Source organism: Roseateles agri, assembly GCF_034043675.1.
GTDB lineage: Bacteria > Pseudomonadota > Gammaproteobacteria > Burkholderiales > Burkholderiaceae_C > KK5.
In genome coordinates, this window is sequence record NZ_JAXCLA010000005.1 from 47,547 (window position 1) to 72,236 (window position 24,690).

Sequence of the window (24,690 nt, forward strand, 5' to 3'; positions counted from 1 at the left end):
TGAGAAATCGCCATGGCGAATGAACTCGAAGCGGAATTCCTGACCCCACTCGATGGGGAAGAACCGGCGCTGCTTTTCCGTGTGCTGGACGCCCGCGAGGAGTTGGGGCGGCTGCCCGAGTACCGGCTCGAGCTGCTGCGCGAAAGCGATCGGGAAGTGCTTGCGCCCGACGACGTGCTCGGTGCGCAGGTCGACATCAAGATCATGTGCGCCGAGGACAAGTACCGCTACATCAACGGCTTCATCACCCGCTTCGAGCGGGGTGGCGTCGCCGGCCGCCACGACATCTACCGCGTCGAAGTGACGCCGTGGCTGTGGCAACTGACCCTGGGCAGCGATTGCAAGATCTTCCAGGACAAGACGGCCGTCGAGGTGATCGAGGCCGTCTTCGCCGACTACTCGAACGCCGGAGCCGTCAAGAAGGACCAGCTGACTGCCGGCTCCGCCAAGAGGCCTTTCACGGTCCAGTACAACGAGAGCGACTACAACTTCGTCACCCGGCTGATGGAGGAAGAAGGCATCTACTTCTACTTCACCCACAAGAAGGGTTCTCACACCCTGGTCCTGACCGACAAGGCGAGCGGACACGATCCGATCAAGGGCGACACGCTGCACTGGGGCACGACCCGGACGGGCGATTCGGTCAGCGTGGACGTGATCACCGACTGGACTTGCACCCACGCGGTTGGCTCCACCAAGTACACGCACACGGACTATGCCGCCGAGAAGCCGACGCTCGACCTGAAGACCGAGGCAACCCGCTCGCCCAGCTACTCCAAGCATCCGAAGAACCTGGAGGTCTTCGAATACCCGGGCGACTACACCGACGTCTCGATGGACGAGCAGCCGGATCCGAAGAAGACGGTCGGCGCGAACCGGGCGCAGATGCGGGTGGACCGGTTCGAATCCGGCCGAGTCATCGCCGTGGGCATCACGCCCTACCGATGGACGTCGGCGGGCGCCACCTTTTCTCTGGACAAGCATCCCGTCGACAACGGCGACTACCTGATCACCGTCGCCGACTTCACGATGACCTTCTCGCATTACGAGGCCAAGGATTCCGAGGTGAAGACCGGCTTCGCCTGCCGCTTCGAGGCGGTGCCCAAGGCCGCGCCCTACCGCCCGCAGCCGATCGCGTTCAAGCCGATCATCTACGGCCCTCAGACCGCCACCGTCGTCGGCGCGAGCGGCGACGAGATCACGACCGACAAGTACGCGCGCGCCAAGCTGCAGTTCCGCTGGGACCGGCTGGGCACCAAGGACGACAAGAGTTCCTGCTGGGTCCGCGTCAGCCAGCCCTGGGCCGGCAAGCAGTTCGGCATGATCGCCCTGCCTCGCATCGGCGACGAAGTGGTGGTCGAGTTCCTGGAAGGCAACCCGGATCGCCCGCTGATCACCGGCCGCGTCTACAACGGCGACAACATGCCGCCCTACACGCTGCCGGCGCAGGCCACCGTCAGCGGCATCAAGACGCAGAGCAGCAAGAAAGGTTCGCTCAGCAACGCCAACGAACTGCGCTTCGACGACAAGAAGGGCAGCGAGTACGTCTGGTTCCAGGCCGAGAAGGACATGCACCGCTGGGTCAAGAACGACAGCTTCTCGTCCGTGCTCAACAACTACTGGGGCGACGTGACGAAGAACTGGTCGCTGAAGATCGGCGGCACCGCTGACCTGGCGATCACCGACGTCACCAAGGTCAAGATCGACAAGGACACCAGCATCGGCCTCGGTGCCGACCTGCACATGAAGGTCGGCGCGGCGATGGGCCTGGACATCACCGGCGCGCTGAACCTGAAGGGCGCGGACAAGATCGCCGTCACCTCGGGCCAGGGCACGGACCTGAAGGTCGGCCAGGGCCTGAAGGTCTCGGCCACGGCGGCCGTCAGCATCGAGGGCCAGAGCATCGTCATTTCCGGCAAGACGCAGCTGACGCTGATGGTCGGCGGCAGCACCGTGGTGCTCGGCCCGGCCGGCGTGACGATCGACGGCCCGATGGTCAAGATCAACTGCGGCGGCTCCGGCGGCAGCGCGACACCCGCGGCCGACGCCTCGCCGCCCGCGCCGACCGACCCGGCCGAGCCCACGAAGAACAAGGATCCGCTCCCCGCCGCCGACGGCGGCAGCGGCGCCAACGCGTGAGATGGAGCCCCTCGTCCAAGGAGTACCTTGGCCGGCCCCCCGAGGGGGCGGCGATGCATGCTGCGTCGAGCCGCATGCACATCGCCCTGCGGGCCGGCTTGGGAGCGGCCCGGCGCTCGGCGCGGACAGCCGGGGCGCGCTCGGATGAGTAGCGTGCCTGCGCTTTCCCCTGCCCAACTCAAGGCGGCTCTGTGGGCCGATGCGAGCGCCAGCGTCTACGCTGTGATGCTCGGCCGCTGCATCGGCGGCCTGCCGGAGCGACTGGCCGGCGCGGAGCGTGCCGCTGAGCTGGCGAGTTACGACTGCCTCTGGCCCGGCGCGCTGAAGCCGCAGCAGCGCCAGCAGGCGCCCTATCTCGTCGAGCTGAAGCCCCAGAGCCCGTTCACCGACTGGCTGCTGTTCGAGGCCACCGCCGGCTTCGGCGACTGGGGCGTGCTGCTGCGCTCGACCCGCCCTTTTCTGGCGCTGCGCGCCCATTGCCGCAACTGCGGTGAGGCGCAACTGCCGGATGGCAGCAGCATCGCCCTCGAATGGATGGACCCGGCCGTGCTGCGCGCGATCCTGCCGCTGGCGCAGGGCGATCAGCTCGAAGACCTGTTTGCACCGGTCGCCACCCTGGTGATCTGCGGCCCGCAGTCCTGGACCTTCTGCGCCCAGCAGTTCGGGCGCTTGCAGATGCAGGAACAGGCGGTGCAAGCATGACGCTTCGCCTCACCGCCGAGCAGCAGAAGGCGCTGGAGGCGCTGACGCTGCGGCGCGACCTGCAGCGCGTCGGCGTGGCGCTGGGCGCGGCTTTCCCCGAGGTCGATGCGCGGCTCGGCGATCGCAAGGGTGCGCTGCTGGACCTGGGCTGGCAGAAGGCTCAGGCGCTGAAGTTCACGCATGGCCTGGCGCTGGCCCGCTACCTCGCCGCTTGGTGCGTGTTCGGCACCGAGTTCGAGACCAAGCCCGGCCACGACTGGGCGCTGAAGATCATCGCCGCGCCGGAGCGCCAGACCGAGGCCACGCAGGGCCAGCGCATTTACCAGCTCGGCCGCCGCATCCGCGAGGAGCTGCAGCGCCAGGGCGGCCGCAATGGCCTGCCCACGCCGGCGGCCTTCGACGAAGCGCTGGCCACGCTGGACGCCGCGCTGGCCGACCAGGGCAAGCTCGGCAGCCTGCTGCCGCGCGAGCGGCTCAAGCTCGGCAGCGCCTGCGACATCGATGCCGTCGACCTGACCCTGATCGAACCTGCCCCGCTGCAGCACTACGCGCTGGAGCAGGGCCAGTGGCGCCGCACGCCGATGGTGCTGGACCCGGAGAAGCTGCGCGTGATGTCGGCCCAGGGCCAGGAGCGCCTGCCCGAGCAGATCAACCTGCTGAGCCTCTCCGACGGTGGCCGCAGCCGCCTGCGCCTGCGCTGCCTGGCCGCGCACGTCTGCGACCCGGCCGTCCATCCGCTCGCCAGCTTCAACGGCAGTCACGGCCACTACGAGCGCCGCGGCCCGCTGACGCAGGACCTGCAGCTGACTTTGCCGCTGGAAACGCCGCCGCCCCAGGTGGTGATGGCCGTCGAGGGCGGCGCGAGCTACAGCGAGCTGAGCGTGTCCGGCTGCGGCCTGCGCGACAGCGGCGCCCCGATGGGCGAGCAGACGGTGCGCCTGGCCGTGCACCCGGCCGAGCAGACGATGCTGGGCTGGAAGCGCGAACCCGGCGGCGCCGTGCACCTGCCGGCCGAGCCGCTGCCGCCGGCCCCCGAGCCGCGTGCGCTGCTGGAACGCGATGGCGCCCAGCTCGACGCCCGCCGCTGGCAGCAAGGCCTGGCGCAGATCGACAAGCAGCTGGCCGACAAGCTGCCGGCGCTGCTGATCGGCTGGGAGCGCGAGTCCGGCGTCACCCGCGGGCACCTGCAGGCCGAGCCGGCCATCATGACCGGCGCCGCCTCGCTGACCTGGGGCTGGGCCCCGCATCCGGACGGCCTCGCCGCCCTGCCCTACTACCGCGTCTCGGGGCTGATGGAGCTGGTCGTCTGCCAGTTGCACCTGCGGCTGACGGGCGAGCTGGCCCTGGGCGGCAGCCGCAGCATCCTGCACCTGCACTGCGGCGCGCGCGAGACGCTGCAGTTCCAGGCCACGCGCGGCCCGCAGGACGCCGACCTGATGGCGCTGTTCAAGCCCGCGCAGACCGAGTTCCGCCACCCTTTCGTGCTGCACCTGGAGAACATCGCCACGCCCGAGCTGGCGCTGCTGGACATGGTCAGCGCCGTCAACGGCGCCGTCGTCGGCAAGGCGGGCCTGCGCCCGCATCCCGCCGGCGCGGGCTTCCAGTGGTTCTGCAAGATCGAGATCGAGCCGGTCACGGTGCTGCTGCAGCTGCATGACCCGATGCTGGGCCAGCAGCGGCAGATCCTGAAGACACTGCTGCCCGCGATGACGCTCGTTGACTGGAACCTCGACTGATGGAACGCCTCCTCGTCCTCAAGCTCGAAGCCACCGCCTGCGATGCCGAGGCGGTGGTGAACGGCATCCCGATCACCCGCGTGGACGCCTCGCGGCCGCGCAGCGTGATCCCGGTGCACGAGTACACGCTGCAGGGGGAGAACCGGCTGGAGCTGGTGATCTTCCCGCGCCCCGCCGCCGAGCCGCCCGAGAAGGCACCACCGCGCCTGCGGCTGCAGGCCAGCGGCCAGGAGCGGGCGCACCTGAGCATCCTGCTGCCGCGCGCCAACAGCCCGGTCGACGAAGGCAGCGCGCGCAGCCTCGGTCAGGTGGAGTGGACGCCGGCGGAGGATGTGCCCTTCCTCGCGCCGCTGTCGCTGACACAAGACCTGACCCTGCCGGTCAGCTTCCCGCGCTGGCGCTGGGCCGACGCGCCGCCGCTGCCAAGCCCCATTCCGCCGGAGATCCACGCGCAGGCGCTGGCCTTCGTCACCGGCCTGGCCGAAGACCTGTCGCGCGGCCAGACGGACGCCTTCATGAGTGCCTGCCGGCTGCGCAGCGAGGAAGTCGCCGTGGCCTATCAGCGTAACCCCGAAACCGAGCGCACAAGACTGCGCGAAGCACTGCTGGAAGGGTATGCTTCCCAGGGCCTGCAATGGCCGGTGCCGGAGGCCGAGGGACTGGCGCTGAGGCCGCTGGCCGGCGGCCGCCTGGTGGAGGCCGTGGGCCCCGACGGCAGCCCGGTCCTGCAGAGCGCGCCCGATGCCGAAGGCAAGGTCTGGGCCCTGCCGCTGCGTCTCGCCTGGGTCGAGAACCGCTTCTACGTTTTGCGCTAGCAGAAGAATTAACGATCCCGGGCGAGTGCCCGGGCCTCTCGAGGATATTGATGTGATCACGCTCACGGTTGTTTCCTACAACGGCCAGTCCAGCGACAGCCGGCTGTCGGCTCAGTTCGATGAGCTGGGCGGTACCGTCGGCCGCGCCGACACGAACCAACTCGTGCTGCCCGACCCCGACCGGGCGATTTCGCGCGTGCATGCGCAGGTGGTGTTCCGCAACGGTTCGTTCGCCATCGTCGACCGCGGCAGCAACCCGATCATGGTCAACGGCCAGACCCTGGGCAGTGGCCGCGAGCAGCGCATCAATCCCGGCGACACCGTGCAGATCGGCGGTTATGTGCTCAGCGTCGGCCAGGGTGTCGCGGCCGCCGCCGCGCCCGGCCCGGTCGACCCGTTTGCCGACCTGCTCGGCCCCGGCGCCGCCGTGCAGGCCCGCGCGCCGGCCGGCCCCGCCTTCGTCGACCCGCTGATGGCCTTCCGCGGCGACATGAGCACGCCGCAAACCAGCCCCGGTGTCTACAAGAAGGCGCCGGCGCCCTCCGCTTCTTCCGCACCGTCGATGGGCGGTATCCCGGAGGACTGGGATCCGTTCGCGCCCGATCCGGTGGCAGCGCCCGCCTCTTCGTCCTCGCCGCTGGGCCTCGGCCCCGCGCCGGGCGCCTTCGGCCTGGAAGGCGGCGCCGGCGCGGCCGGCCCGCTGATTCCCGGCATGGGCGGCAGCAGCAGCGGCAGCTCGGACAGTTCGCTGGACAAGCTGTTCGGTCTCGGCCCCAGCACCGGCGGCGACCCGCTGGGCAACTCGATGCTGGCCGATGCCGCGGCCAAGCCGAACATGGCCGCCAACAGCCTCGACCCGATGGCCTCGCTGAACGCCGCGCCCCGCGCCGTGGCCCAGGCCGCGCAGGACAACGCCTCGCTGCTGAGCATGCCCTTCCAGCAGGCGCCCATTGCACAACCGGCACAACCTTCGCGACCGGCCCCGCCGCCCCCGCAGGCGGTGCTGCCGCCGGACGCTGGCACGATGCCCAGCGGCGCCGTGCTGTCCTGGGGCGAGAACAGCGATCCCGACACCACGCACACGGTGATCCGCGCATCCGCGCCGAAGGCCCAGCCGGCGGCGCCCGCGCCAATGGCCTACGCGTCGCCACCGCCGCCGGTGTTCGCACCGCCCCCGCCTCCGCCCGTTGCGGTCAGCCCCGCACCGCGCGCGGCTGCTCCTGCCCCCGCTCCATCCGGCGACAGCGGCGCGCTGCTCGCCGCCTTCCTCAATGGCATCAATGTGCCGGCGCTGAAGATCGACAGCCTGACGCCCGAGCTGATGCGCCTGATCGGCTCGCTGCTTCACGAGGCCGCCAGCGGCACGGTAGACCTGCTGGTCGCCCGCGCGGCGCTCAAGCGCGAGGTGCGTGCCGAGGCGACGATGATCGTCGCCAAGGAGAACAACCCGCTGAAGTTCTCGCCCACGGCCGAGTCCGCGCTGCAGCATCTGCTGGCCCCGCCGACACGCGGCTTCATGGCCGCCGCCCCGGCGATGCGCGATGCCTACGACGATCTGCGCGCCCACCAGTTCGGCTTCATCGCCGGCATGCGCGCGGCACTCGAAGGCGTGCTGGACCGTTTTGACCCCGAAGTGCTGGAAGGCAAGCTGACGCAGAAGTCCGGCGGCCTGATGAGCCTGCTGCCGGGCAGCCGCAAGGCGCGCATGTGGGAGGTGTTCACCGAGCACTACGAGCAGATCAGCTCGGAGGCCGAGGACGACTTCCACAGCCTGTTCGGCAAGGCCTTCCTGCAGGCCTACGAGGAACACATCGACCAACTCAAGAGCGGAGGCAGGTCTTGAGCAGCGAAACACTCGGCACCGAAGTCGCACCCGCACTACCGGCCCTGGAGTTGGCGATCCTGTCGCGCCAGGGCGGGCGCAACTACAACGAGGACGCCTGCGGCCACTGGAACTCTGACACGCATTTGTGCTGCGTCGTGGCGGACGGCGCCGGTGGCCACGGCGGCGGCGACATCGCGTCGAAGCTGGCCGTGCGGCACATCATCGAGCAGTTCGCCGCGGCCCCGCTGTCGCAGCCCGAGGAAGTCACCGACCTGCTGCTGGACACCAACGCCACGGTGATCCGCCACCGCGCCGACGGCGAGGCACAGGCGCACATGCACACGACCGTCGTGAGCCTGTTCATCGACATGAACCGGGGCCTGGCGCTGTGGGGCCACGCGGGCGACTCGCGACTCTACGTTTTCCGCGACGGGCAGATGCTCGCGCACACGCGCGACCACAGCGTCGTGCAGTCGCTGGTCGAGGCCGGCGTGCTGCGCCCCGAGGAGATGCGCACCCACCCGCGCCGCAGCGAGCTGCTGTCGGCGCTGGGCAGCGCGCCGGAAGACCTGCACGTCACCGCCGCCAGCCGCCCCTGGCACATCCATGACGGCGACGTCTTCCTGCTGTGCACCGATGGCCTGTGGGAGTACGTGGACGAGGTCGAGATGAGCGCCTCGCTGAACCGCGCCGCCGACCCGCGCGCCTGGCTCGCCGTGCTGGAGGAGCTGGTGCTGAAGCACGCCCGCGAGCAGGCCAAGCACACCCACGACAATTTCAGCGCCATCACCGTGTGGTGCGGAAGGGGGCACTAGCCATGCCGAATCAAGTCTGCACCGGCGCCGTCCTGCAATGCACCTTCGGCATGGCGCCGTCGTCGTTCATCGCCACGCCGAAGATGATCCAGACCAGCATGATGGACGCCGGCAACATCATGGACAACAAGCCGATCGCGAACATCCCGCCGTTCGGCATGTGCCAGTCGCTCGCCAACCCGACCGTGGCCGCCGCCACCGCCGCCGCCCTGGGCGTGCTGACGCCGATGCCCTGCCTGCCGGTGTTCCCCGCACCCTGGGTGCCCGGCGCACCCACGGTGCTGCTGAAGAACATGCCCGCGCTGGACAACACCTGCAAGCTGATGTGCGCCTACGCCGGCGTCGTCAGCATCAATTTCGCGGGTCAGGTCACCCACCAAATTCCTTGAGATCGAAACACCCATGACCTGGACCAACAAAGTCATCTGGACGGAGGGCATGTTCCTCCAGCCCCAGCATTTCCAGCAGCATGACCGCTACACGCTGTCGCAGGAACTGCAGCGTTCCAACGCGCAGCAGCCCTATGGCTGGGGCTTCCTGAGCCTGGCGCTGGACAGCGCGGCGCTGAACCTCGGCAAGCTGGCGATCAATGCCGCGCAGGGGCTGATGCCGGACGGCGTGGCCTTCGACATCCCGGGCCAGGACGCCGCACCGGCCGCGCTGGACGTGCCGCCGGACGTGCGCGACGAACTGGTCGTGCTGGCGCTGGCGCTGCAGCGTCCAGGCGTGGCCGAGTCCGATGCCGAGGGCGATGCCGGCTCGATGCCGCCGCGCTACCGCGCCGCCGAGGTAGACGTGGGCGACACCAACGTCACCGGCCAGCGCGTCGCGCCGATCCAGGTCGGCCGGCTGCACCTGCGCATCATGCTGGCGCGCGACGCGGTGGAGGGCTACGCCACGATCGGCCTGGCCCGCATCGTCGAGCGACGCGCGGACAACAAGCTGGTGCTGGACGCCAACTTCATCCCGCCGACCTTGCACTCTGGCGGCAACGAGCTGCTGGCCTCGCACCTGCGCGAGCTGCACGGCCTCCTGCACCAGCGCGGCGAGGCCCTGGCCGCGCGCCTGGCGCAGCCGGGCCGCGCCGGTGTCGGCGAGATCGCCGACTTCCTGCTGCTGCAGACGATCAACCGCGCCGAGCCGCTGCTGGCGCAGTGGCGCCAGACCTCGATCCTGCACCCGAAGGACTTCTACTTTGGCGGCGTGCAACTGGCCGGCGACCTGGCCACCTTCGGCGAACGCCGCCGCCCGCCCGACCTGCCCGCCTACCTGCACGACGACCCGATGCGCTGCTTCACGCCGCTGATGCAGAGCCTGCGCCAGTCGCTGTCGATGGTGATGGAGCAGACGGCCATCCCGATCGAGCTGCAGGACCGCAAGTACGGCATCCGCGTGGCGATCATCCCGGACGTCGAGCTGCAACGCAGCGCCCAGTTCGTGCTGGCCGTGGCCTCGCAACTGCCCGGCGACGCTCTGCGCGCGCGCTTCCCGACGCAGGTCAAGATCGGCACGGTCGAGCGCATTCGTGACCTCGTCAACCTGCAGCTGCCCGGCGTGCTGCTGCGGCCGCTGCCGGTGGCGCCGAGGCAGATTCCCTATCACGCGGGGTACAACTACTTTGAGTTGGAGACGCGGGGGAATGAGATGTGGAAGCAGCTCGAATCGTCGGGTGGCTTGGCGATGCACATCGCGGGGGACTTCCCGGGGCTTGAGCTTGAGTTCTGGGCGGTAAGGGCGTGATGAGCCCGACTTGCGTTGGTGTACCGACACCATGGCAGACGCCCGATACGGCCACCACAAAAGATTCAAGATTCGTCGCGAACATGTCGCGGCCAAGAGGTTTGACCCATGAGTGACGACCACGATCCGTTTGCCGCCTTCAATTCAGACAAGACGGTCATCAAGCCCTCGGCCGGCCGGCCGAGACCCGCTGCGCCCGGCGCCCCCGCCGGCGGTGGACAGCAACAGCCGCAGCAGCAGCAACCAGGCCAGGCGTCAATGCAGCCCAGCGGCGTCAGCGGCCGCGACGCGCCGCTGTCGATCGACGCGCTGACCACCACCGGCATGAACCCGCTGGTGGCCGCCGCGATGCCGCTGCTGGCCGCGGCGCCGCGCGTGCGCACCACCGCGCGTCACCCGAACCCGGCGGGGCTGCGCGACGCGCTGTCCGAAGGCATCCGCAAGTTCGAGAACCAGGCGCGTGCGCAGGGGCTGCCGAACGATCAGGTGATCGCCAGCCGCTACATCCTGTGCACCCTGCTCGACGAAGCCGCCGCCAGCACCCCCTGGGGTGGCTCGGGCGTGTGGTCCGCGCAGAGCCTCTTGGTGCAGTTCCACAATGAGACCTGGGGCGGCGAGAAGGTCTTCCAGTTGATGAGCAAGCTGGCCGAGAACGTGGCCGGCAACCGCAACCTGCTGGAGCTGCTGTACGTGACGCTGGCCTTCGGCTTCGAGGGCCGTTACCGCGTGATCGAGAACGGCCGCGCGCAGCTCGACAGCGTGCGCGAGCGCCTGGCCCAGTTGCTGAAGCAGCAGCGCGGCAGCTACGAGCGCGCGCTGTCCCCGCGCTGGGAAGGCCAGCCGGTGGCCGGACAGCGCATCCGCGACGGCATTCCGCTGTGGGTCATTGCCTCGGTCAGCGCGCTGGTGCTGGGCCTGATCTTCATCGGCCTGCGCTTCAAGCTGAACGACCTGGCGCAGCCGACCTTCGCCGCGCTGGCCTCGCTCGATGCCAAGGCCGCGCAGATCGCCGCGCCCTCACCGCCCCCGCCGCCCGCGCCCACGCCACGCCTGGCGACCTTCCTGAAGCCTGAGATCGACGCCGGCCTTGTGCGGGTGCAGGATTTCGCCGACCGCTCGATCGTCACGATCAAGGGCGATGGCTTCTTCGAGCCCGGCAGCGCCGTCATCTCCAGCGCCGTGCGTCCGCTGCTGCCGCGCATCGCCGCCGGCCTGAACAGCGTGCCCGGCACGGTGCTGATCACCGGCCACACGGACAACCAGCCGATCCGCACCGTCCGCTACCCGAGCAACTGGCACCTGTCGCAGGACCGCGCCAACGCCGTGCGCGACGAACTGGCCAAGACGGTCAAGCCCGAGCGCATGCGCGCCGAGGGCAAGGCCGATTCCGAAGCTGTCGCCGACAACAGCACGCCGGAAGGCCGCGCGAAGAACCGCCGCGTCGAGATCACGCTGATCGTGCAACAGCCGCAGGCAGCCGCCCAATGAAAAAAGTTCTCTCGTTCCTCATCCATCCGCTGGCGCTCGCGCTCTACGGCTTCCTGGCGCTGGCCGCGCTGGTCTGGTGGCTCGGCCCGGTGATCTCGATCAAGGAGCATCACCCGCTCGACGACGAAGGCACCCGCCTGTGGGTGATCCTCGGCATCGCGCTGATCTTCGCGATCGTGCTGGGCATCAAGTGGTGGAAGCGTCGCCGTGCCAACGCGGCGATGGTCGACAGCATGAAGGGCGGCCCCTCCGCGTCCGACCGCGAGGCCGAGGTACTGAACCAGCGCTTCAACGAAGCGCTCGGCGTGCTGCAGGAAAGCGCGAAGAAGTCCGGCAAGGGAGGCTCGCTGTACGACCTGCCCTGGTACATGTTCATCGGTGCGCCCGGCTCCGGCAAGACGACGGCGCTGATGAATGCCGGCCTCACCTTCCCGCTGGCCGGCAAGATGGGCCAGGCGTCCGTCAAGGGCGTGGGTGGCACGCGCAACTGCGACTGGTGGTTCACCGACGAGGCCGTGCTGATCGACACCGCCGGCCGCTACACGCTGCAGCAGTCCGACGAGAAGACCGATGCCTCGGCCTGGGAGAACTTCCTCGGCCTGCTGCGCAAGTCGCGCCCGCGCCGGCCGATCAACGGCGTAATCCTGACCGTGAACGTGCAGGACCTGCTGCAACAGAGCCCGGCCGAGCGCAAGGACCACGCGGCACGGCTGCGCAGCCGCATCCAGGAGCTGCACGAGCGCCTGGGCATCCGCCCGCCGGTCTACGTGATGGTCACCAAGTGCGACCTGATCGCCGGCTTCAACGAGACCTTCGGCGACCTCGGCAAGGAGGAGCGCGACCAGGTCTGGGGCTTCAGCTACACCTACGACCCGCACAGCGTCGACAGCCCGATGCAGCAGTTCGGCAGCGAGTTCGCTGCGCTGGAGAAGCGCCTGCGCGACCGCCTGCTCGATGCGATGCAGGCCGAGGGCGACGTGATGAAGCGCGCCGCGATCTTCGCCTTCCCGCAGCAGTTCGGCGGCCTGAAGGGCCTGCTGGGCGGCTTCCTGGAATCGGTGTTCGACGGCGGCCAGGGCCTGGAGCAGAAACCGCTGTTGCGCGGCATCTACTTCACCAGCGGCACGCAGGAAGGCACGCCGATCGACCGCGTGATGGGCACGCTCGCGCGCACCTTCGGCGTGGACGCCAAGGCCGCGTCGATCGCCTCCTCGCGCGGCAAGAGCTTCTTCCTCAGCCGCCTGCTGAAGGAGGTGGTCTTCGCCGAACAGGGTCTGGTCGGCGACAACGCGCAGGCCGTGTCGCGCCGCCGCCGGCTGCGGCTGGCGGGTGTCAGCGTGATCGGCCTGGTGGCCGTGCTGGTGCTGGCCGGCTGGGTCGTGAGCTTCATGCGCAACAAGACCTACATCGACGAAGTCGCCGCGCGCGTGCCCGACGTGAAGGCCGCCGTGGACGCGCTGCCGGCCGCGCAGGTCGACGTGACCGCGCTGCCGCAGGTGCTCGACAAGGTCGCCGCCGCACCGGTGCCGAACGACTTCCCGCTGGACGAGCCGCCGCTGCTCAACGGCCTGGGCCTGTACCAGGGCAAGTACCTCGCCGCCGGCGACGAGATCGGCTACCGCCACCTGCTCGACAAGGCGCTGCTGCCGCGCGTGACGCGCCGGCTGGAGGAGCGCCTGCGCGCCGTCAACAAGGACAACCTGGAGCTGGCCTACGAGGCGCTGAAGGCCTACCTGATGCTCTACACACCGGAGCACTTCGATGCCGAGGCGCTGCAGGGCTGGGTCACGCTGGATTGGGACCAGAACCTCTCCAGCACCTTGACGCCCGAGCAGCGCGAGGCGCTGTCCAACCATCTGGCCGCGGCGCTGGCCAACGGCGCGCCGGCCGCGGTGGCGCCGATGGACAAAACGCTGGTGGCGAACGTGCGCGACATGCTGATCGCCTACCCGCTGGAGTACCGCATCTTCAGCCGCATCAAGCGCGCCAATGTGGGCGGCGACTTCCCCGAGTTCTCGGTCGCCTCGGCCGGCGGGCCCAACGCGGTCAACGTGTTCGAGCGCGCCAGCGGCAAGCCGCTGACCCGCGGCATCCCCGGCATCTTCACCCGCGACGCCTACTTCAAGGCCTTCAAGGGCAAGGTCGAGACGGTGGCGCGCCAGCTCGCCGACGAGGAACGCTGGGTGCTCGACGTGAAGACGCCGACCGACGCGCTCGCCAAGGCAAGCGCCGGCGCCGAAGACCTGGACACGCGCGTGCGGCGCCTCTACCTGCAGGAGTACATCAAGGTCTGGGACGAGTACATCGCCGACGTGCGCCTGGTGAAGCTCGGCGGCCTCGACCGCAGCCTGGCCGTCGCGCGCCTGCTGGCCGCACCGGATTCTCCGCTGACCGCCTACATGCGCGCCATCGCCCGCGAGACCTCGCTGGAGAAGCTGGCGCTGGAAGCGCGCGCCGCCCAGGCCGCGCAGAAGAAGGCCATCAGCAACATCAAGATCCCCGGCAAGCTCGGCAAGACGCAGAAGGAGCTGGCCGCGCTCACCGGCCAGCCGGCCGGCGGCACGCCACAGCAGGCCGATGCGGGCCGTCCGCTGGAATCGATGGTGGACGACCATTTCGCCAACATCCAGCGCATGGTCACCGGCACGCCGGCCCCGATCGACGACGTGGCCAAGCTCTTCAACGAGGTGTTCGTGCAGCTGACTGCCGTGGACGCCGCGCAGAAGAGCAAGAGCCCGCCGCCGCCGGGCGGTGGTGGCGCGGCCAAGGCCGCCGCCGCGCTGCAGCCCGAGCCGATCAAGACCATGCTGGAAACGCTGGCCGACGCCGGCGCCAACCAGAGCCGCACGGCCGAGCGCCAGGGCCTGAGCTCCGAGCTGCAGCCGATGGCAGACTTCTGCAAGCGCACGATCGCCGGCCGCTATCCGTTCGCGCAGGGCTCGAAGTCCGACGTGCTGCCGGACGACTTCGGCCAGTTCTTCGGCCAGGGCGGCATGCTGGACGACTTCTACCAGCGCCGCCTGGCCGCGCTGGTGGACACCGGCGCCAGCCCCTGGAAGTACCGACCGCTGCCCGACGGCAGCACGCCCCCGGGCGGCGGCGCCGCGCTGGCCGATTTCGAGCGCGCCGCGAAGATCAAGGAGGCCTTCTTCCGCGCCGGCGGCAAGCAGCCGGGCTTCAAGGTCGACCTGCGCGTGATCGAGATGAGCGACGGCATGAAAGACCTGACCCTCGACTTCGACGGCACGGTCTTCAAGTTCACCGCCGGCAACACCGCCGCGCAGACGCTCACCTGGCCCAGCAGCAAGGTCGCCTCGCAGATCAAGCTCAGCGAGGGCACGGGCGCGCCGCAGCTGTTCGAGGGCCCGTGGGCGCTGATGCGCATGTTCGGCAAGTTCGAGATCCAGCCCTCGGCCCAGCCGGAACGCTTCACCGTCGTGCTGAACCTCGACGGCAAGAAGGCCAAGCTGGAAGTCATCTCGGGCAGCGCGATCAACCCGCTGCGCATGCGCGAGATCGGCCAGTTCCGCTGCCCGGAGACGCTTTGATGTTGCTGAAGTGCGCGCTGGTTGGATCGCGCTTCTTCGGCGCTTCGGTGTTCGAGGCACTGCGCGGCGAAGAAGGCATAGCGATCACGAGCGTGGTCGCCCCCGCGGCCGATGACCGGCTGGCGGCGGCGGCGCGGGCCGCGGGCATCGAGCCGCACGTGCTCGAGAACCCGCGCCTCGTGCCGGCACACGCGATCGGCGAAGGCACCGACCTGATCATCGCCGCGCACACCCATGCGCGGGTCACCAACGAGGCGTTGGCGCGCTCGCGGCTCGGCGGCGTCGGCTATCACCCGTCACTGCTGCCGCGGCATCGCGGTATCGCCGCGGTCGAGTGGACGATCCTCGCCGGCGATCCGATCGCCGGGGGCTCGGTGTATCACCTGGCTGACGGTTGGGACGCGGGCGCCATCGCGGCGCAGGACTGGTGTTTCGTCGGCCCGGGCGAGACCGCGCGCGATCTCTGGGAACGGGCGCTCGCGCCGCTGGGCCTCTCGCTGCTCACCCAGGTCGCGCACCACGCGCGCCTGCATGGCGAACTGCCCGCTCGCACGCAGGACGCCCGCTACGCCACCAAGGCGCCGATGATCCGCCGCTCCGTCGTCATGACCGAGGACGCGACGCCCGCGATGACCTCCGTCGTCGTCACGATCATGGGCCCCGACCGCCCCGGCATCGTCAGCCTGCTGTCCGACCGCGCGCAGCGCCACGGTGCGAACTGGGCAGCCAGCCGCCTCGGCCGCTACGCCCGCGAGTTCGCCGGCATGGTCCATTTCGAAGTGCCGCGCGACAACGCCGACGCGCTGGTCGCCGCACTGCAAGGGCTGGAGTCCACCGGCCTGCGCCTGGCCATCACCAAGAGCGACGACACCCACGTGGCCGGCTCACTGCGCAGCGTCGAGCTCTCGCTGGTCGCGGACGACCGTATCGGCATCGTCAGCCAGCTCACCCGCGTGCTTGCCGATCACGGCGTCAGCATCGAGAACATCCAGACGGAAATCGTCCGCGGCGGGCCAGCGGGCAAGACGACCTTCAAGGTGCACGCACACCTGCTCGTCCCGGCCGCGCTGTCGATGGAGAGCCTGCAGCGCGAGGTCGGCGCGCTGGCGCACGAGATGACGGCGGACCTGGCGCTGGGAGAGCGCGGGGCGGGATGAGAGCTTCGCGATAGAGGCTTAGCTGACTGGCGCCTGCCACGGGCAGCGGGTGTGCAGCAGACATAGGACCGCAGGGACACCTCGCACAACTCCACTTCGCGTGGCGTTGTCGTCGTGCGCGCGCGCTCGCAACTGCCGCTCAATCGTCCAGTTCCGGGAGCCGCCAGGCCCTGCGGACCCCCCACGTTTGTCACCACTAGCCTCCGCTACATTTTCCCGATGCAGCGACGCTTGAAATGCTGACTTGACAACAGAAACAGATGGACCCGCGTACCAGCGTTCTTATTGGCTGCATCACCTGCGCGCTCATGGCGATCGTGATCACGGTGCTCGCCCGGGTGACGCCGCTTCCTGTTCCCGGCCTCAGGCGCTGGATGCAGGGCTCGTGGCTGATCTTCGTTGCCTTGCTGCTGCTGGGACTGAGGGATTGGGTTGCACACCTCGCGTCGGTGACCGTGGGCAACGGGGCACTGATGCTGGGATATGTCTTCTGGCTGGCCGGCACGCACGAGTACCACCGGCAGCACTTCAGATGGACGAGGTGGCTGGTCGCCACGGCCCTGGCCGTCGTCGCTATCACCTGGTTCGTCTACGGCGAGCCCAGCTTTCGCATGCGGGTCGTCATCGTCGCGGGGCTCTGCACTCTCATCAACGCACGGCACGCGTTCGTCATGCTGCACATGCCGAACAGCAAGCGCAGCCTGAAGACGCTGGGCGTGCCGATGGCTGCGACCCTGCTCATCGGCCTGACGCTGATCTACGGGTGGCGCACCGGCCATGCCATGCTCTTTCCACAGGGCAACACCGGGCTCCTGACGCAGGACGCCATCCAGGTCGTCTACACAAGCAGCTTCACGGTGTGCAATCTGATGCTCGTGGTTGCCTTCGCCACCTTGGCATCGGACCATGTGCGTGCCCGGATCGAGGAGGAGTCCGTGCGCGATCCGCTGACCGGCGCGCTCAACCGGCGTGCGTTCTCGGAGGCACTGGACCTCGAGCTTGCGCGCAGCCAGCGTTACGGCCGCAGCTTCTGCGTGGCCATGATCGACGTGGACCATTTCAAGCGCGTCAACGACCAGTTCGGGCATCCCTGCGGCGACCGCGTTCTCGTCGGCATCTGCCGACGCGTGGCCGGCCTGATGCGCCCGAACGATGTATTTGCCCGCTACGGCGGTGAAGAGTTCGTCGTCCTGATGCCCGAGACCACGCTGGAATTCGCCATGCAGGTCGCGGAAAGACTCCGCAGCGAGATCGACCGCAGCGTCGACGACAAGGTGCCGCATGTCACCGTCAGCGTCGGCATCACCGAATGGTCTGCGCGCGATGTCGATGCGGAGCTGCTGATGGCGCGGGCCGACGAGGCCCTGTATGCCGCCAAGGCCGGCGGCCGCAATCGGATTGCGAGCACTCCGAATCCAGCCTTGGAATAGGCTGGCGGACCGAACTCAGGGCTTCTGGACCTTCAAGTCCGCGCCGGCCTTTTCGCTGTGAAGCGCGGGGCCGGCACCGGCACCAGCACTGCCGGATGCGCCGCCCGAGACACCGCCGGAAACGCCGCTGCTGAGTTTCGGGACCGCAGCGCTGGCACCACCGCTCAGGCCACCACCGACACCGCCGCTCAATTTCGGCGCGACGCCTGCCGCGCCGCCGGCGATCCCGCCTGATGCTCCACCCGTCAGGCCACCGCCGACGCTCAGCCCACCGGCCGCGCTACCTGCGCCACCGCCAGCCGCCACCTTCAACCCAGCCGAGGCACCGGCACCCGCCGCGCCCATTGCCAGACCGGCGCCGACGGCTGCCGGGTTGCTCAGCAAGGCCAGCGGGCAGACGGGCAAGGCGCAGGAGCCGGGCGCCAGACCCAGCTTTGCGCTGGCCATCAGGTTCATCAGCATCGCCAGTTGCGCCGCGCCGGACAGATTGGCCGCAGCCACGCCGGCCAGGTTCATGCCGGGGGCGGCGCTGGCCGATGCTGATGCCGAGGCACTGGCGCTCGCGGTGGCCGCGAGACTCGCGCTGAGGCTCGCCAGCGCGGCCAGTGGCAGGCCTGCCAGCGCCAGCTTCAGCTGCGCCAGCGCATTGGCGGAGAGCAGGTTGACGCCCAGGCCCAACTGGATCGTCGCGAGCATCGACGTCACCGCCGACAGGCTCGCCAGCGCGCCGAAATTGCCGATGCCCGGCAGGCCCGCCATCATGCTGGCCAACGCGGAGGCTTGCGCATTGGCGGCCAGCGCACCATTGGCGTTCATCGACAAGCCCAGCGCCGCCATCAACGAGGCCATCAGGCTGGCCTTGGCACTGACGCTGAGCGCGGCCGACGCCGAGGCGGACGCCATCGCGCTGAGCTTCGCCTGCAGCGCCAGGATCGCACCGCTGGCGCGCAGGTCGATACCGAAGGCCGCCTTCACCGCCAGCACCAGACCCGCCAGACCCACCAGCAGCTTGAGGTCCAGCGCCAGCTTGGCCAGCAGGCCCACGTTGATGCCCAGCGCCGCGGCGTTGAACGAATTGATCGAAGCCGCCAGGCTGGCCGAGGCCTGCGCCGACAGCGCCGCCGACAAGGCGGCCTGCAGGTTCATGCCCAGCGCCGACTGCAGTGCTGCCGAAAGGCTGGCCATTGCCGACAGATTGGCGGTCGCGCTCGCCATCGCACCCACGTTGGCCGCCAGGCCCAAGCCCAGGCCCGCACCCATCGACAGGCTGCACGCGGCGACGAGGTTCAGCGAGATCGGCGGCACCAGGCCGATCGTCGGCGGCACCAGCGACAACTGCGCCGTCAGGCTGGCAAGCTTGGCCGAGCAGAAGCAGGACATGGATGGGGTTTGAATGGTGGGGCGCGACGATGATAGCGGCTACAGTCACGGGGATGATGGCGACTAACGCCTAAACCAAGCTGACACGGGAACGGACACTTGAACGACGACGCAGCGCCCCCCCGCACCGGCTGGTACGGCAAGCTGCCCAGCCTCGGCGACTTCGCTTCGCGTCGGCTGGCGCCGGAGCGGGTCGAGGCCTGGGACCAGTGGCTCGCGGCAGGCCTGGCGCAGTGGCGCGAGCAGGATCCCGATGGCTGGCTCGACGCCTACCTGACCGGCCCGAGCTGGCGCTTCCTGCTGATGCCGGGCGCGCTGGTACCGGGCGCAATGCAGCCGATCGGCGGCGTGCTGATGCCCTCGGTGGACCGCGTCGGCCGCTACTTCCCGATGACGCTGATGCACGACTGCGACAAGGCCTGTGCCGGCACTGAGGCACACCTGTCCTGGCTGCACCGTCTGGACGATCTGGCCCTGGACGCGATGCACGAGGACTGGAGCGTCGAGCAGTTCGAGGCCGAGCTGGCTCGGCTCGATGCCAATGAGCTGGCGCCCCCTGCCGACGCCGTCTCCAGCCTGCCCGAGCTGTACCGCGGCCAGGCCTGCTGGTGGCGCATCGGCGACGACGGCCATCGCCTGACGCTTTGCACCGATGGCCTGCCCACCGGCGCCGCCTTCATTGCGCTGCTGAGCGGTCACGCCGGCGCGCCCGATTGAATCGACACCCCGACACACGAACGAACACCAAGGAGAGACCCGACATGAGCGACAACGACTGGACCGGCGACTTCGCCGGCATCAGCACCCCGGCCCCGAGCTGGAACCCCAAGCGCCCGCTGCGCATCGCGATCCTGGGCGACTTCGGCGGCGGCGCGCTGCGCGGCCGGCTCGACAAGGGCGCGGCGCTGGCCAAGCGCAAGCCGCTGAAGGTCGAGTTCGACACGCTGGAGGACGCACTCGCCCGCCTGGACCTGAAGCTGACCCTGCCGATCGGTGCCGACGGCGCGCCGGTGGAAGTCGAGATCTCGGAGCTCGAGTCCTTCCACCCCGATGAGCTGTACCGCAACGTCGAGGTGTTCTCGGCCCTGGCCTCGCTGCGCAAGCGCCTGAACAACAGCTCCACCTTCGCCGCTGCGGCGGCCGAAGTGCAGGCCATGGGCGGCAAGTCCGGTGAAGACAGCTGGCAGACCGCCTCCAGCGTCTCGCGCCACGGCCGCGCCCGCGGCGGCGCACCGGCCGGCAGCGCCAAGCTCGACGACTTCGCGCGGCTGACCGGCCGCGCCAGCGTCGGCAGCCAGGCGGACGACTCGATCGCCGCGCTGCTCAAGCGCATCGTCGGCCCCTTCGTGAAGGCCGCCGCTGCGCCGAACAAGGACGCGCTGATCGCCACCGTCGACGCCGCGCTGACCGATGCGATGCGCGCCGTGCTGATGCAGGGCGATTTCCAGAACGCCGAGGCGCTGTGGCGCGGCGTCGACTTCCTGCTGCGCCGCGTCGAGACCAGCCACCAGTTGCAGGTCCACCTGATCGACATCAGCGCCGAAGAGCTGGCGGCTGACCTGAGCGCCGTCGACGACCTGTCGGAATCGGGCCTCTACAAGCTGCTGGTCGAGACGCCCTCGCAGGACGCGGACGGCGGCTACAGCTACATCGCCGGCCTCTACCAGTTCGAGGCCACGCCGCCGCATGCCGAGCTGCTGGGCCGCGCCGCGCGCGTCGCCGCGCACGCCGGTGCGCCCTTCATCACGCAGATCGCCCCCGATGTCTTCACCGATCGCAAGGAGCCGCCGCACCGGCTGATCCAGCAGGCCTTCCGCGCGCTGAAGGAGCTGCCCGATGCGTCCTACCTGGCGCTGATGGCGCCCTCCTTCCTGCTGCGCCACCCCTACGGCAAGAAGAGCGATCCGATCCAGAGCTTCGCCTTCGAGGAGTTCAGCCGCAGCAGCGGCCTGCGCGGCATGCTGTGGGGACACCCGGCGCTGCTGGCGCTCAGCGTGCTGGCCACGCCCGGCGCGCAGCTGACCATCGGCGACCTCGCCTTCCACTACTACGTGGACGAGGACGGCGACAGCATCGCCCTGCCCTGCACGAACCGCCTGGTCAACACCAACGCGTCGAGCCTGCTGCGCGAATGGGGCATCAACGGCGTAATGGCGCACAAGGGCGAGGCGCTCGTGCGCCTCGCCGGCCTGGAAGCCGTCAACGACGACGGCCTGGCCGCCGGCAATGCGCCGCGCAAGAAGCCCAGCGACAGCCGCGGCTCGATCGGCAGCAAGCCCGCCACCGGCAAGCCGGCCGTGGACTGGGCGCCAGCGCAGCGCGGTGCCGGCACCGTCGGCGTCAGCATGACGACCAAGGCAGCAGCACCGGCCCCCGCTGCCGCCGCCCCCGCGCCGGCCGCCGCCGCTGCCGAGCCCGAGGAGGCCGCTGCGGTCAGCGCCGACGATGAACTCGACGCGCTACTCGCCAGCCTCGGCGACCCGCCGGAGCCCGCTGCCGCCGCGCCCGCTGCGGCAGACGAGCCGGCGGCAGCGCCGGCCGAAGCCGCTGCCGATCCCGACATGGACCCCGACCTGGAAGCGCTACTCGCCTCGCTGGGTTGACCGAGACCCACGGCACCGTCATGCCCTCGCGCCGACAGATCCTGTCCCTCTGCGTCCCGCCGTGTCTGTCGGCCGCGCTGCCCGTTCTGCCCGCCCGGGCCGCGGGGTCGGGTCTTGCCCTCACGACCATTCTTGACGGCGAGGCCGCGCTACTGCGCGGCGAGACCCGGCTGCAACTCACCGAGGGAGTGGCGCTGCAGGCGGACGACATCGTCGAGCTGCCGGAGAAATCCGGCCGGCTGCTGCGCATCGAGTTCGCCGACGGCCTGTGCCTGGACCTCGGCCCCGGCGCGCGTACGCTGCTGGCGCCGCGCCTGCCGGGTGAGCGCGGCCGTGCGCGCGCCTACCTGCTGGGCGGCTGGGCCAAGCTCACGCTGCCGCCGAAGGGCCAGCCGGCGCTGCTGCTGACGCCCGGCTTCGATGCCGGCGGCATCGACGGCAACGCCGTGCTGGCTGCCCTGCCCGATGGCGCCGGCCAGGCCTTCGCCGAGGCCGGCCGGATCGAACTGCGCATGGCAGGCGCAGCGCCGATCGCGCTGAAGACCAACGAATGGATGAGCCTGCCCCCGGCCGGCGGCAAGCCGGTCGTCCACCCGCACCCCGGCCCCGCCTTCGTGCAGCAGGTGCCGCGTCCGTTTCTCGATCCGCTGCCCTCTCGCGCCGCGCTGTTCGCCGGCAAGGAGCGCACGCCCAAGTCCGTCGGCATGATCAGTTATGCCGACGCACAGGACTGGATGGACAATCCCGACCCCGCGCTGCGCCGGCTCGCGCTGACGCGCTGGCGCGGGCTGCTGCGCTCCAACGAATTCCGCGCCGGTGCCCTGATGGGCTTGAAGGCCCATCCTGAGTGGCAGCCGCTGCTGTTCCCGCCACAGGCCAAGTAGTACTCGCCGACCGCGCCCGATTTCCCAAGGACTCCGATCATGAAACTCCTCGTCAAATTCAACCTGATGTTCCTGCTGGTCTTCCTGCTGGGCCTGGCCGGCTCCTGCCTGGTCGCGCGCGGCATGCTGCAGAAGGCCGCCAAGGAAGACGTGATCGACCGCGCGCGCCTGCTGATGGAGAAGGCCAACGCGGTCAGCACCTACACCGCCACGCAGATCAAGCCGCTGCTGGAAACGCAGATGAAGTACACCTTCCTACCCCAGTCGGTGCCGGCCTACTCGGCGGCCGAAGTGCTCGCCGCGCTGCAGAAGTCCTACCCCGAGTACGGCTTCAAGTCGGCGATGCTGAACCCGACCAACCCGCGCGACCGCGCGGTGGCGTGGGAGGAAGACGTGGTCGGCCAGTTCAAGCAGAACCCGGAGATGAAGGAATTCATCGGCGAGCGCGACACGCCTACCGGCCCCTCGCTCTACATCGCCCGCCCGATCCGCATCAGCAACCCGGCCTGCCTGGCCTGCCACACCACCCCCGACATCGCGCCCGCCACCCTGACCGAGCGCTACGGCCCCTCCAACGGATTCGGCTGGAAGCTCAACGAAACGCTGGGCGCGCAGGTCGTCTCCGTGCCGATGAGCGTGCCGATGAAGCGCGCCGACCAGGCCTTGCTGCTCGTCGCCGGCATGCTGGCCGCCGTGTTCCTGCTGATCGGCGCCACGCTGAACTTCATGCTCTGGAAGCTGGTCATCCAGCCGGTCAGCACCTTGTCGAAAATCGCGGACAAGGTGAGCCTTGGCGAGGAGGCGCCCGACTTCTCGGTGCGCTCGCAGGACGAGATCGGCACGCTCACCGAGTCCTTCGGCCGTATGCGCAAGAGCCTCGCCCACGCAATGAAGATGTTGGATGCCTGACCCGGCAGAACAACTAGTTCACTGACGCGGCGCCGCCGCTGGCGGATACTCGCCCCTCCATGAAAGCAGTCCCAGAACGCATCGGCAAGTTCACGATCGAGAAGGTCCTCGGCCAGGGCGCGATGGGCGTCGTCTACCAGGGCTTCGATCCGCACATCCACCGGCGGGTTGCGATCAAGACGGTGCGCAAGGAACTGCGGGGCGACGGGGGCGATGCGCCCGATTCGATCGCCGCGCGCTTCCGCAACGAGGCGCAGGCCGTGGGCCGCATCCACCATCCCGGCGTCGTGGCGATCTACGACTTCGGCGAGGACGAGGAGCAGGCCTACATCGCGATGGAGTTCGTCGAGGGCCGCAACCTCGAGCAGATCCTGGCTGGCACGCCGCTGCTGCCCGAAGCGCAACTGCTGCACATCATGGACCAGTTGCTGGAGGCGCTGGCCGCCGCCCACGCCCAGGGCGTGTGGCACCGCGACATCAAGCCGGCCAACCTGCTGATCACCGCCAGCGGCCAGGTCAAGCTGACCGACTTCGGCATCGCACGGATCGCCGACATGGGGCTCACCCAGGTCGCCTCGATGATCGGCACGCCCGGCTACATGGCGCCGGAGCAGTACACCGGCCGCCCGATCGACCAGCGGGCCGACATCTTCGCCGCCGGTGTGCTGCTGTACCGGCTGCTGACCGGCCGCCCCGCCTTCAGCGGCACGGCCGAGGCAGTGATGTACCAGATCGTCAACGAGGCGCCGGTGCCGCCCAGCGAGCTGAGCCTGGGCCGCCGACCCAAGGCCTATGACGCGATCGTGTCGCGCGCCATCGCGAAGCGGCCCGACGAGCGCTACTCCAGCGCCGCCGAGTTCCGCCGCGCATTGGCCGCCTGCGCCGCGCACAGCGCCAGCGCGGGCGACGCCACGGTAATCGTGCCGCCGGGCCACTGGGCACGCGCCGTCGAGGCTGCTGCCTCGGCGCATGGCGGCGCCCCGCAGGGCAGCAGCGGCTTCACCCAGTCCGCCCCGCCCACCGGCTGGGACGCGCAGGTGCTCAGCCGCATCGAGCGCAGCCTGGCCAGCTTCGTCGGCCCGATGGCCAAGCTGATGGTGCGCAATGCGGCCAAGCATTGCCACGACGTCGCCAGCCTCGCCAACGAGGTGGCCCAGCACATCGGCGAGGAAAAGCAGCGCCAGCAGTTCATCGCCACCGCCACCGGTGGCACGCAGCTCGCACCACGCAGCGGCGCGACGGCGCTCGGTTCCTCGGCCACGCAGCGGGCACCCGCCACAAACCCGCCGGCCACGCAACTGGCCGGCGAACCGCTCACCGACGAGTTCAAGGCCCACGCGCTGCAGGTGCTGGCGCGCCACCTGGGCCCGATCGCCAAGGTGGTCGTCAAGCGCACCGCGGAGCGCACGCACACGCGCGGTGCCTTCATCACCGCGCTGCTCGATGCGGCCGAGGGCGTTGACCGCACGGTGCTGCAGCGCGAGCTGGGCAACTAGCAAAGTTCGAAGCGCATACTCCG

18 protein-coding genes are annotated in these 24,690 nt (G+C 69.6%); 17 read left to right on the plus strand and 1 reads right to left on the minus strand.

What is annotated here, in order from left to right; translation table 11 throughout:
• Positions 1-12: 12 nt before the first annotated feature.
• From SNE35_RS15740 to SNE35_RS15795, 12 genes are all read left to right on the plus strand, one after another.
• Entirely contained in the window at positions 13-2,139 is a 2,127-nt protein-coding gene (locus tag SNE35_RS15740) for a type VI secretion system Vgr family protein (RefSeq protein ID WP_320423877.1), read from the plus strand.
• A 153-nt stretch (positions 2,140-2,292) separates the two neighbouring features.
• Complete coding sequence (locus tag SNE35_RS15745; protein ID WP_320423878.1) at positions 2,293-2,841, plus strand: DUF4123 domain-containing protein; 549 nt, start codon at positions 2,293-2,295, stop codon at positions 2,839-2,841.
• Complete coding sequence (locus SNE35_RS15750; protein ID WP_320423879.1) at positions 2,838-4,577, plus strand: hypothetical protein; 1,740 nt, start codon at positions 2,838-2,840, stop codon at positions 4,575-4,577. Before SNE35_RS15745 ends, SNE35_RS15750 begins: the two co-directional genes overlap by 4 nt.
• On the plus strand, positions 4,577-5,392 hold the full coding sequence (locus SNE35_RS15755) for a hypothetical protein (protein WP_320423880.1): 816 nt from the start codon (positions 4,577-4,579) through the stop codon (positions 5,390-5,392). The genes SNE35_RS15750 and SNE35_RS15755 overlap by 1 nt, the downstream gene beginning before the upstream one ends.
• A 52-nt stretch (positions 5,393-5,444) precedes the next feature.
• The gene (tagH, locus tag SNE35_RS15760) at positions 5,445-7,235 is read left to right on the plus strand and encodes a type VI secretion system-associated FHA domain protein TagH (RefSeq protein ID WP_320423881.1); all 1,791 of its coding nucleotides are present in this window, start codon (positions 5,445-5,447) and stop codon (positions 7,233-7,235) included.
• A complete protein-coding gene (locus SNE35_RS15765) occupies positions 7,232-8,032 on the plus strand; it encodes a PP2C family protein-serine/threonine phosphatase (protein WP_320423882.1) in 801 nt (266 codons plus the stop codon). Before tagH ends, SNE35_RS15765 begins: the two co-directional genes overlap by 4 nt.
• A gap of 2 nt (positions 8,033-8,034) precedes the next feature.
• Positions 8,035-8,421, plus strand: a complete 387-nt coding sequence (locus SNE35_RS15770) for a DUF4280 domain-containing protein (RefSeq protein WP_320423883.1) — start codon at positions 8,035-8,037, stop codon at positions 8,419-8,421.
• Positions 8,422-8,434: 13 nt separating this feature from the next.
• Positions 8,435-9,772 carry a type VI secretion system baseplate subunit TssK gene (gene tssK, locus SNE35_RS15775; RefSeq protein ID WP_320423884.1) on the plus strand — a complete coding sequence of 446 codons (1,338 nt, stop codon included), beginning with the start codon at positions 8,435-8,437 and terminating at the stop codon, positions 9,770-9,772.
• A gap of 108 nt (positions 9,773-9,880) precedes the next feature.
• Positions 9,881-11,260 (plus strand): DotU family type VI secretion system protein, encoded by a 1,380-nt coding sequence (locus SNE35_RS15780; protein WP_320423885.1) that lies wholly within the window; start codon positions 9,881-9,883, stop codon positions 11,258-11,260.
• Positions 11,257-14,808, plus strand: coding sequence for a type VI secretion system membrane subunit TssM (tssM, locus tag SNE35_RS15785; protein ID WP_320423886.1), 3,552 nt, complete (start codon positions 11,257-11,259; stop codon positions 14,806-14,808). Before SNE35_RS15780 ends, tssM begins: the two co-directional genes overlap by 4 nt.
• Positions 14,808-15,965, plus strand: a complete 1,158-nt coding sequence (locus SNE35_RS15790; protein ID WP_320423887.1) for a formyltransferase family protein — start codon at positions 14,808-14,810, stop codon at positions 15,963-15,965. The genes tssM and SNE35_RS15790 overlap by 1 nt, the downstream gene beginning before the upstream one ends.
• 260 nt (positions 15,966-16,225) lie before the next feature.
• Positions 16,226-17,395, plus strand: coding sequence for a GGDEF domain-containing protein (locus tag SNE35_RS15795; RefSeq protein ID WP_320423888.1), 1,170 nt, complete (start codon positions 16,226-16,228; stop codon positions 17,393-17,395).
• Positions 17,396-17,410: 15 nt separating this feature from the next.
• Here the strand turns inward: SNE35_RS15795 and SNE35_RS15800 are convergent, their stop codons facing one another.
• Complete coding sequence (locus SNE35_RS15800) at positions 17,411-18,775, minus strand: hypothetical protein (protein WP_320423889.1); 1,365 nt, start codon at positions 18,773-18,775, stop codon at positions 17,411-17,413.
• Between the two features lie 99 nt (positions 18,776-18,874).
• Between SNE35_RS15800 and tagF the strand changes: the two genes are divergently transcribed.
• Genes tagF through SNE35_RS15825 form a run of 5 tightly spaced genes read left to right on the plus strand, consistent with a single transcriptional unit; the run spans position 18,875 to position 24,667 of the window.
• Positions 18,875-19,492 carry a type VI secretion system-associated protein TagF gene (gene tagF / locus SNE35_RS15805; RefSeq protein ID WP_320423890.1) on the plus strand — a complete coding sequence of 206 codons (618 nt, stop codon included), beginning with the start codon at positions 18,875-18,877 and terminating at the stop codon, positions 19,490-19,492.
• Positions 19,493-19,536: 44 nt separating this feature from the next.
• Positions 19,537-21,378 (plus strand): type VI secretion system contractile sheath domain-containing protein, encoded by a 1,842-nt coding sequence (locus tag SNE35_RS15810; RefSeq protein WP_320423891.1) that lies wholly within the window; start codon positions 19,537-19,539, stop codon positions 21,376-21,378.
• Entirely contained in the window at positions 21,375-22,262 is an 888-nt protein-coding gene (locus SNE35_RS15815) for a hypothetical protein (RefSeq protein ID WP_320423892.1), read from the plus strand. The genes SNE35_RS15810 and SNE35_RS15815 overlap by 4 nt, the downstream gene beginning before the upstream one ends.
• A gap of 39 nt (positions 22,263-22,301) precedes the next feature.
• Entirely contained in the window at positions 22,302-23,171 is an 870-nt protein-coding gene (locus SNE35_RS15820) for a Tll0287-like domain-containing protein (protein ID WP_320423893.1), read from the plus strand.
• Between the two features lie 59 nt (positions 23,172-23,230).
• Positions 23,231-24,667, plus strand: coding sequence for a serine/threonine-protein kinase (locus tag SNE35_RS15825; RefSeq protein ID WP_320423894.1), 1,437 nt, complete (start codon positions 23,231-23,233; stop codon positions 24,665-24,667).
• Positions 24,668-24,690: the final 23 nt, after the last annotated feature.

Excerpts from the sequence above, each read along its gene's own strand:
- SNE35_RS15825 (WP_320423894.1), top strand. The coding sequence starts at position 23,231 with ATGAAAGCAGTCCCAGAACGCATCGGCAAGTTCACGATCGAGAAGGTC.
- SNE35_RS15770 (WP_320423883.1), top strand. The coding sequence starts at position 8,035 with ATGCCGAATCAAGTCTGCACCGGCGCCGTCCTGCAATGCACCTTCGGC.
- SNE35_RS15790 (WP_320423887.1), top strand. The coding sequence starts at position 14,808 with ATGTTGCTGAAGTGCGCGCTGGTTGGATCGCGCTTCTTCGGCGCTTCG.
- SNE35_RS15810 (WP_320423891.1), top strand. The coding sequence starts at position 19,537 with ATGAGCGACAACGACTGGACCGGCGACTTCGCCGGCATCAGCACCCCG.
- SNE35_RS15740 (WP_320423877.1), top strand. The coding sequence starts at position 13 with ATGGCGAATGAACTCGAAGCGGAATTCCTGACCCCACTCGATGGGGAA.
- SNE35_RS15795 (WP_320423888.1), top strand. The coding sequence starts at position 16,226 with ATGGACCCGCGTACCAGCGTTCTTATTGGCTGCATCACCTGCGCGCTC.
- SNE35_RS15750 (WP_320423879.1), top strand. The coding sequence starts at position 2,838 with ATGACGCTTCGCCTCACCGCCGAGCAGCAGAAGGCGCTGGAGGCGCTG.
- SNE35_RS15780 (WP_320423885.1), top strand. The coding sequence starts at position 9,881 with ATGAGTGACGACCACGATCCGTTTGCCGCCTTCAATTCAGACAAGACG.
- tssM (WP_320423886.1), top strand. The coding sequence starts at position 11,257 with ATGAAAAAAGTTCTCTCGTTCCTCATCCATCCGCTGGCGCTCGCGCTC.
- SNE35_RS15820 (WP_320423893.1), top strand. The coding sequence starts at position 22,302 with ATGAAACTCCTCGTCAAATTCAACCTGATGTTCCTGCTGGTCTTCCTG.
- SNE35_RS15755 (WP_320423880.1), top strand. The coding sequence starts at position 4,577 with ATGGAACGCCTCCTCGTCCTCAAGCTCGAAGCCACCGCCTGCGATGCC.
- SNE35_RS15800 (WP_320423889.1), bottom strand. The coding sequence starts at position 18,775 with ATGTCCTGCTTCTGCTCGGCCAAGCTTGCCAGCCTGACGGCGCAGTTG.
- tssK (WP_320423884.1), top strand. The coding sequence starts at position 8,435 with ATGACCTGGACCAACAAAGTCATCTGGACGGAGGGCATGTTCCTCCAG.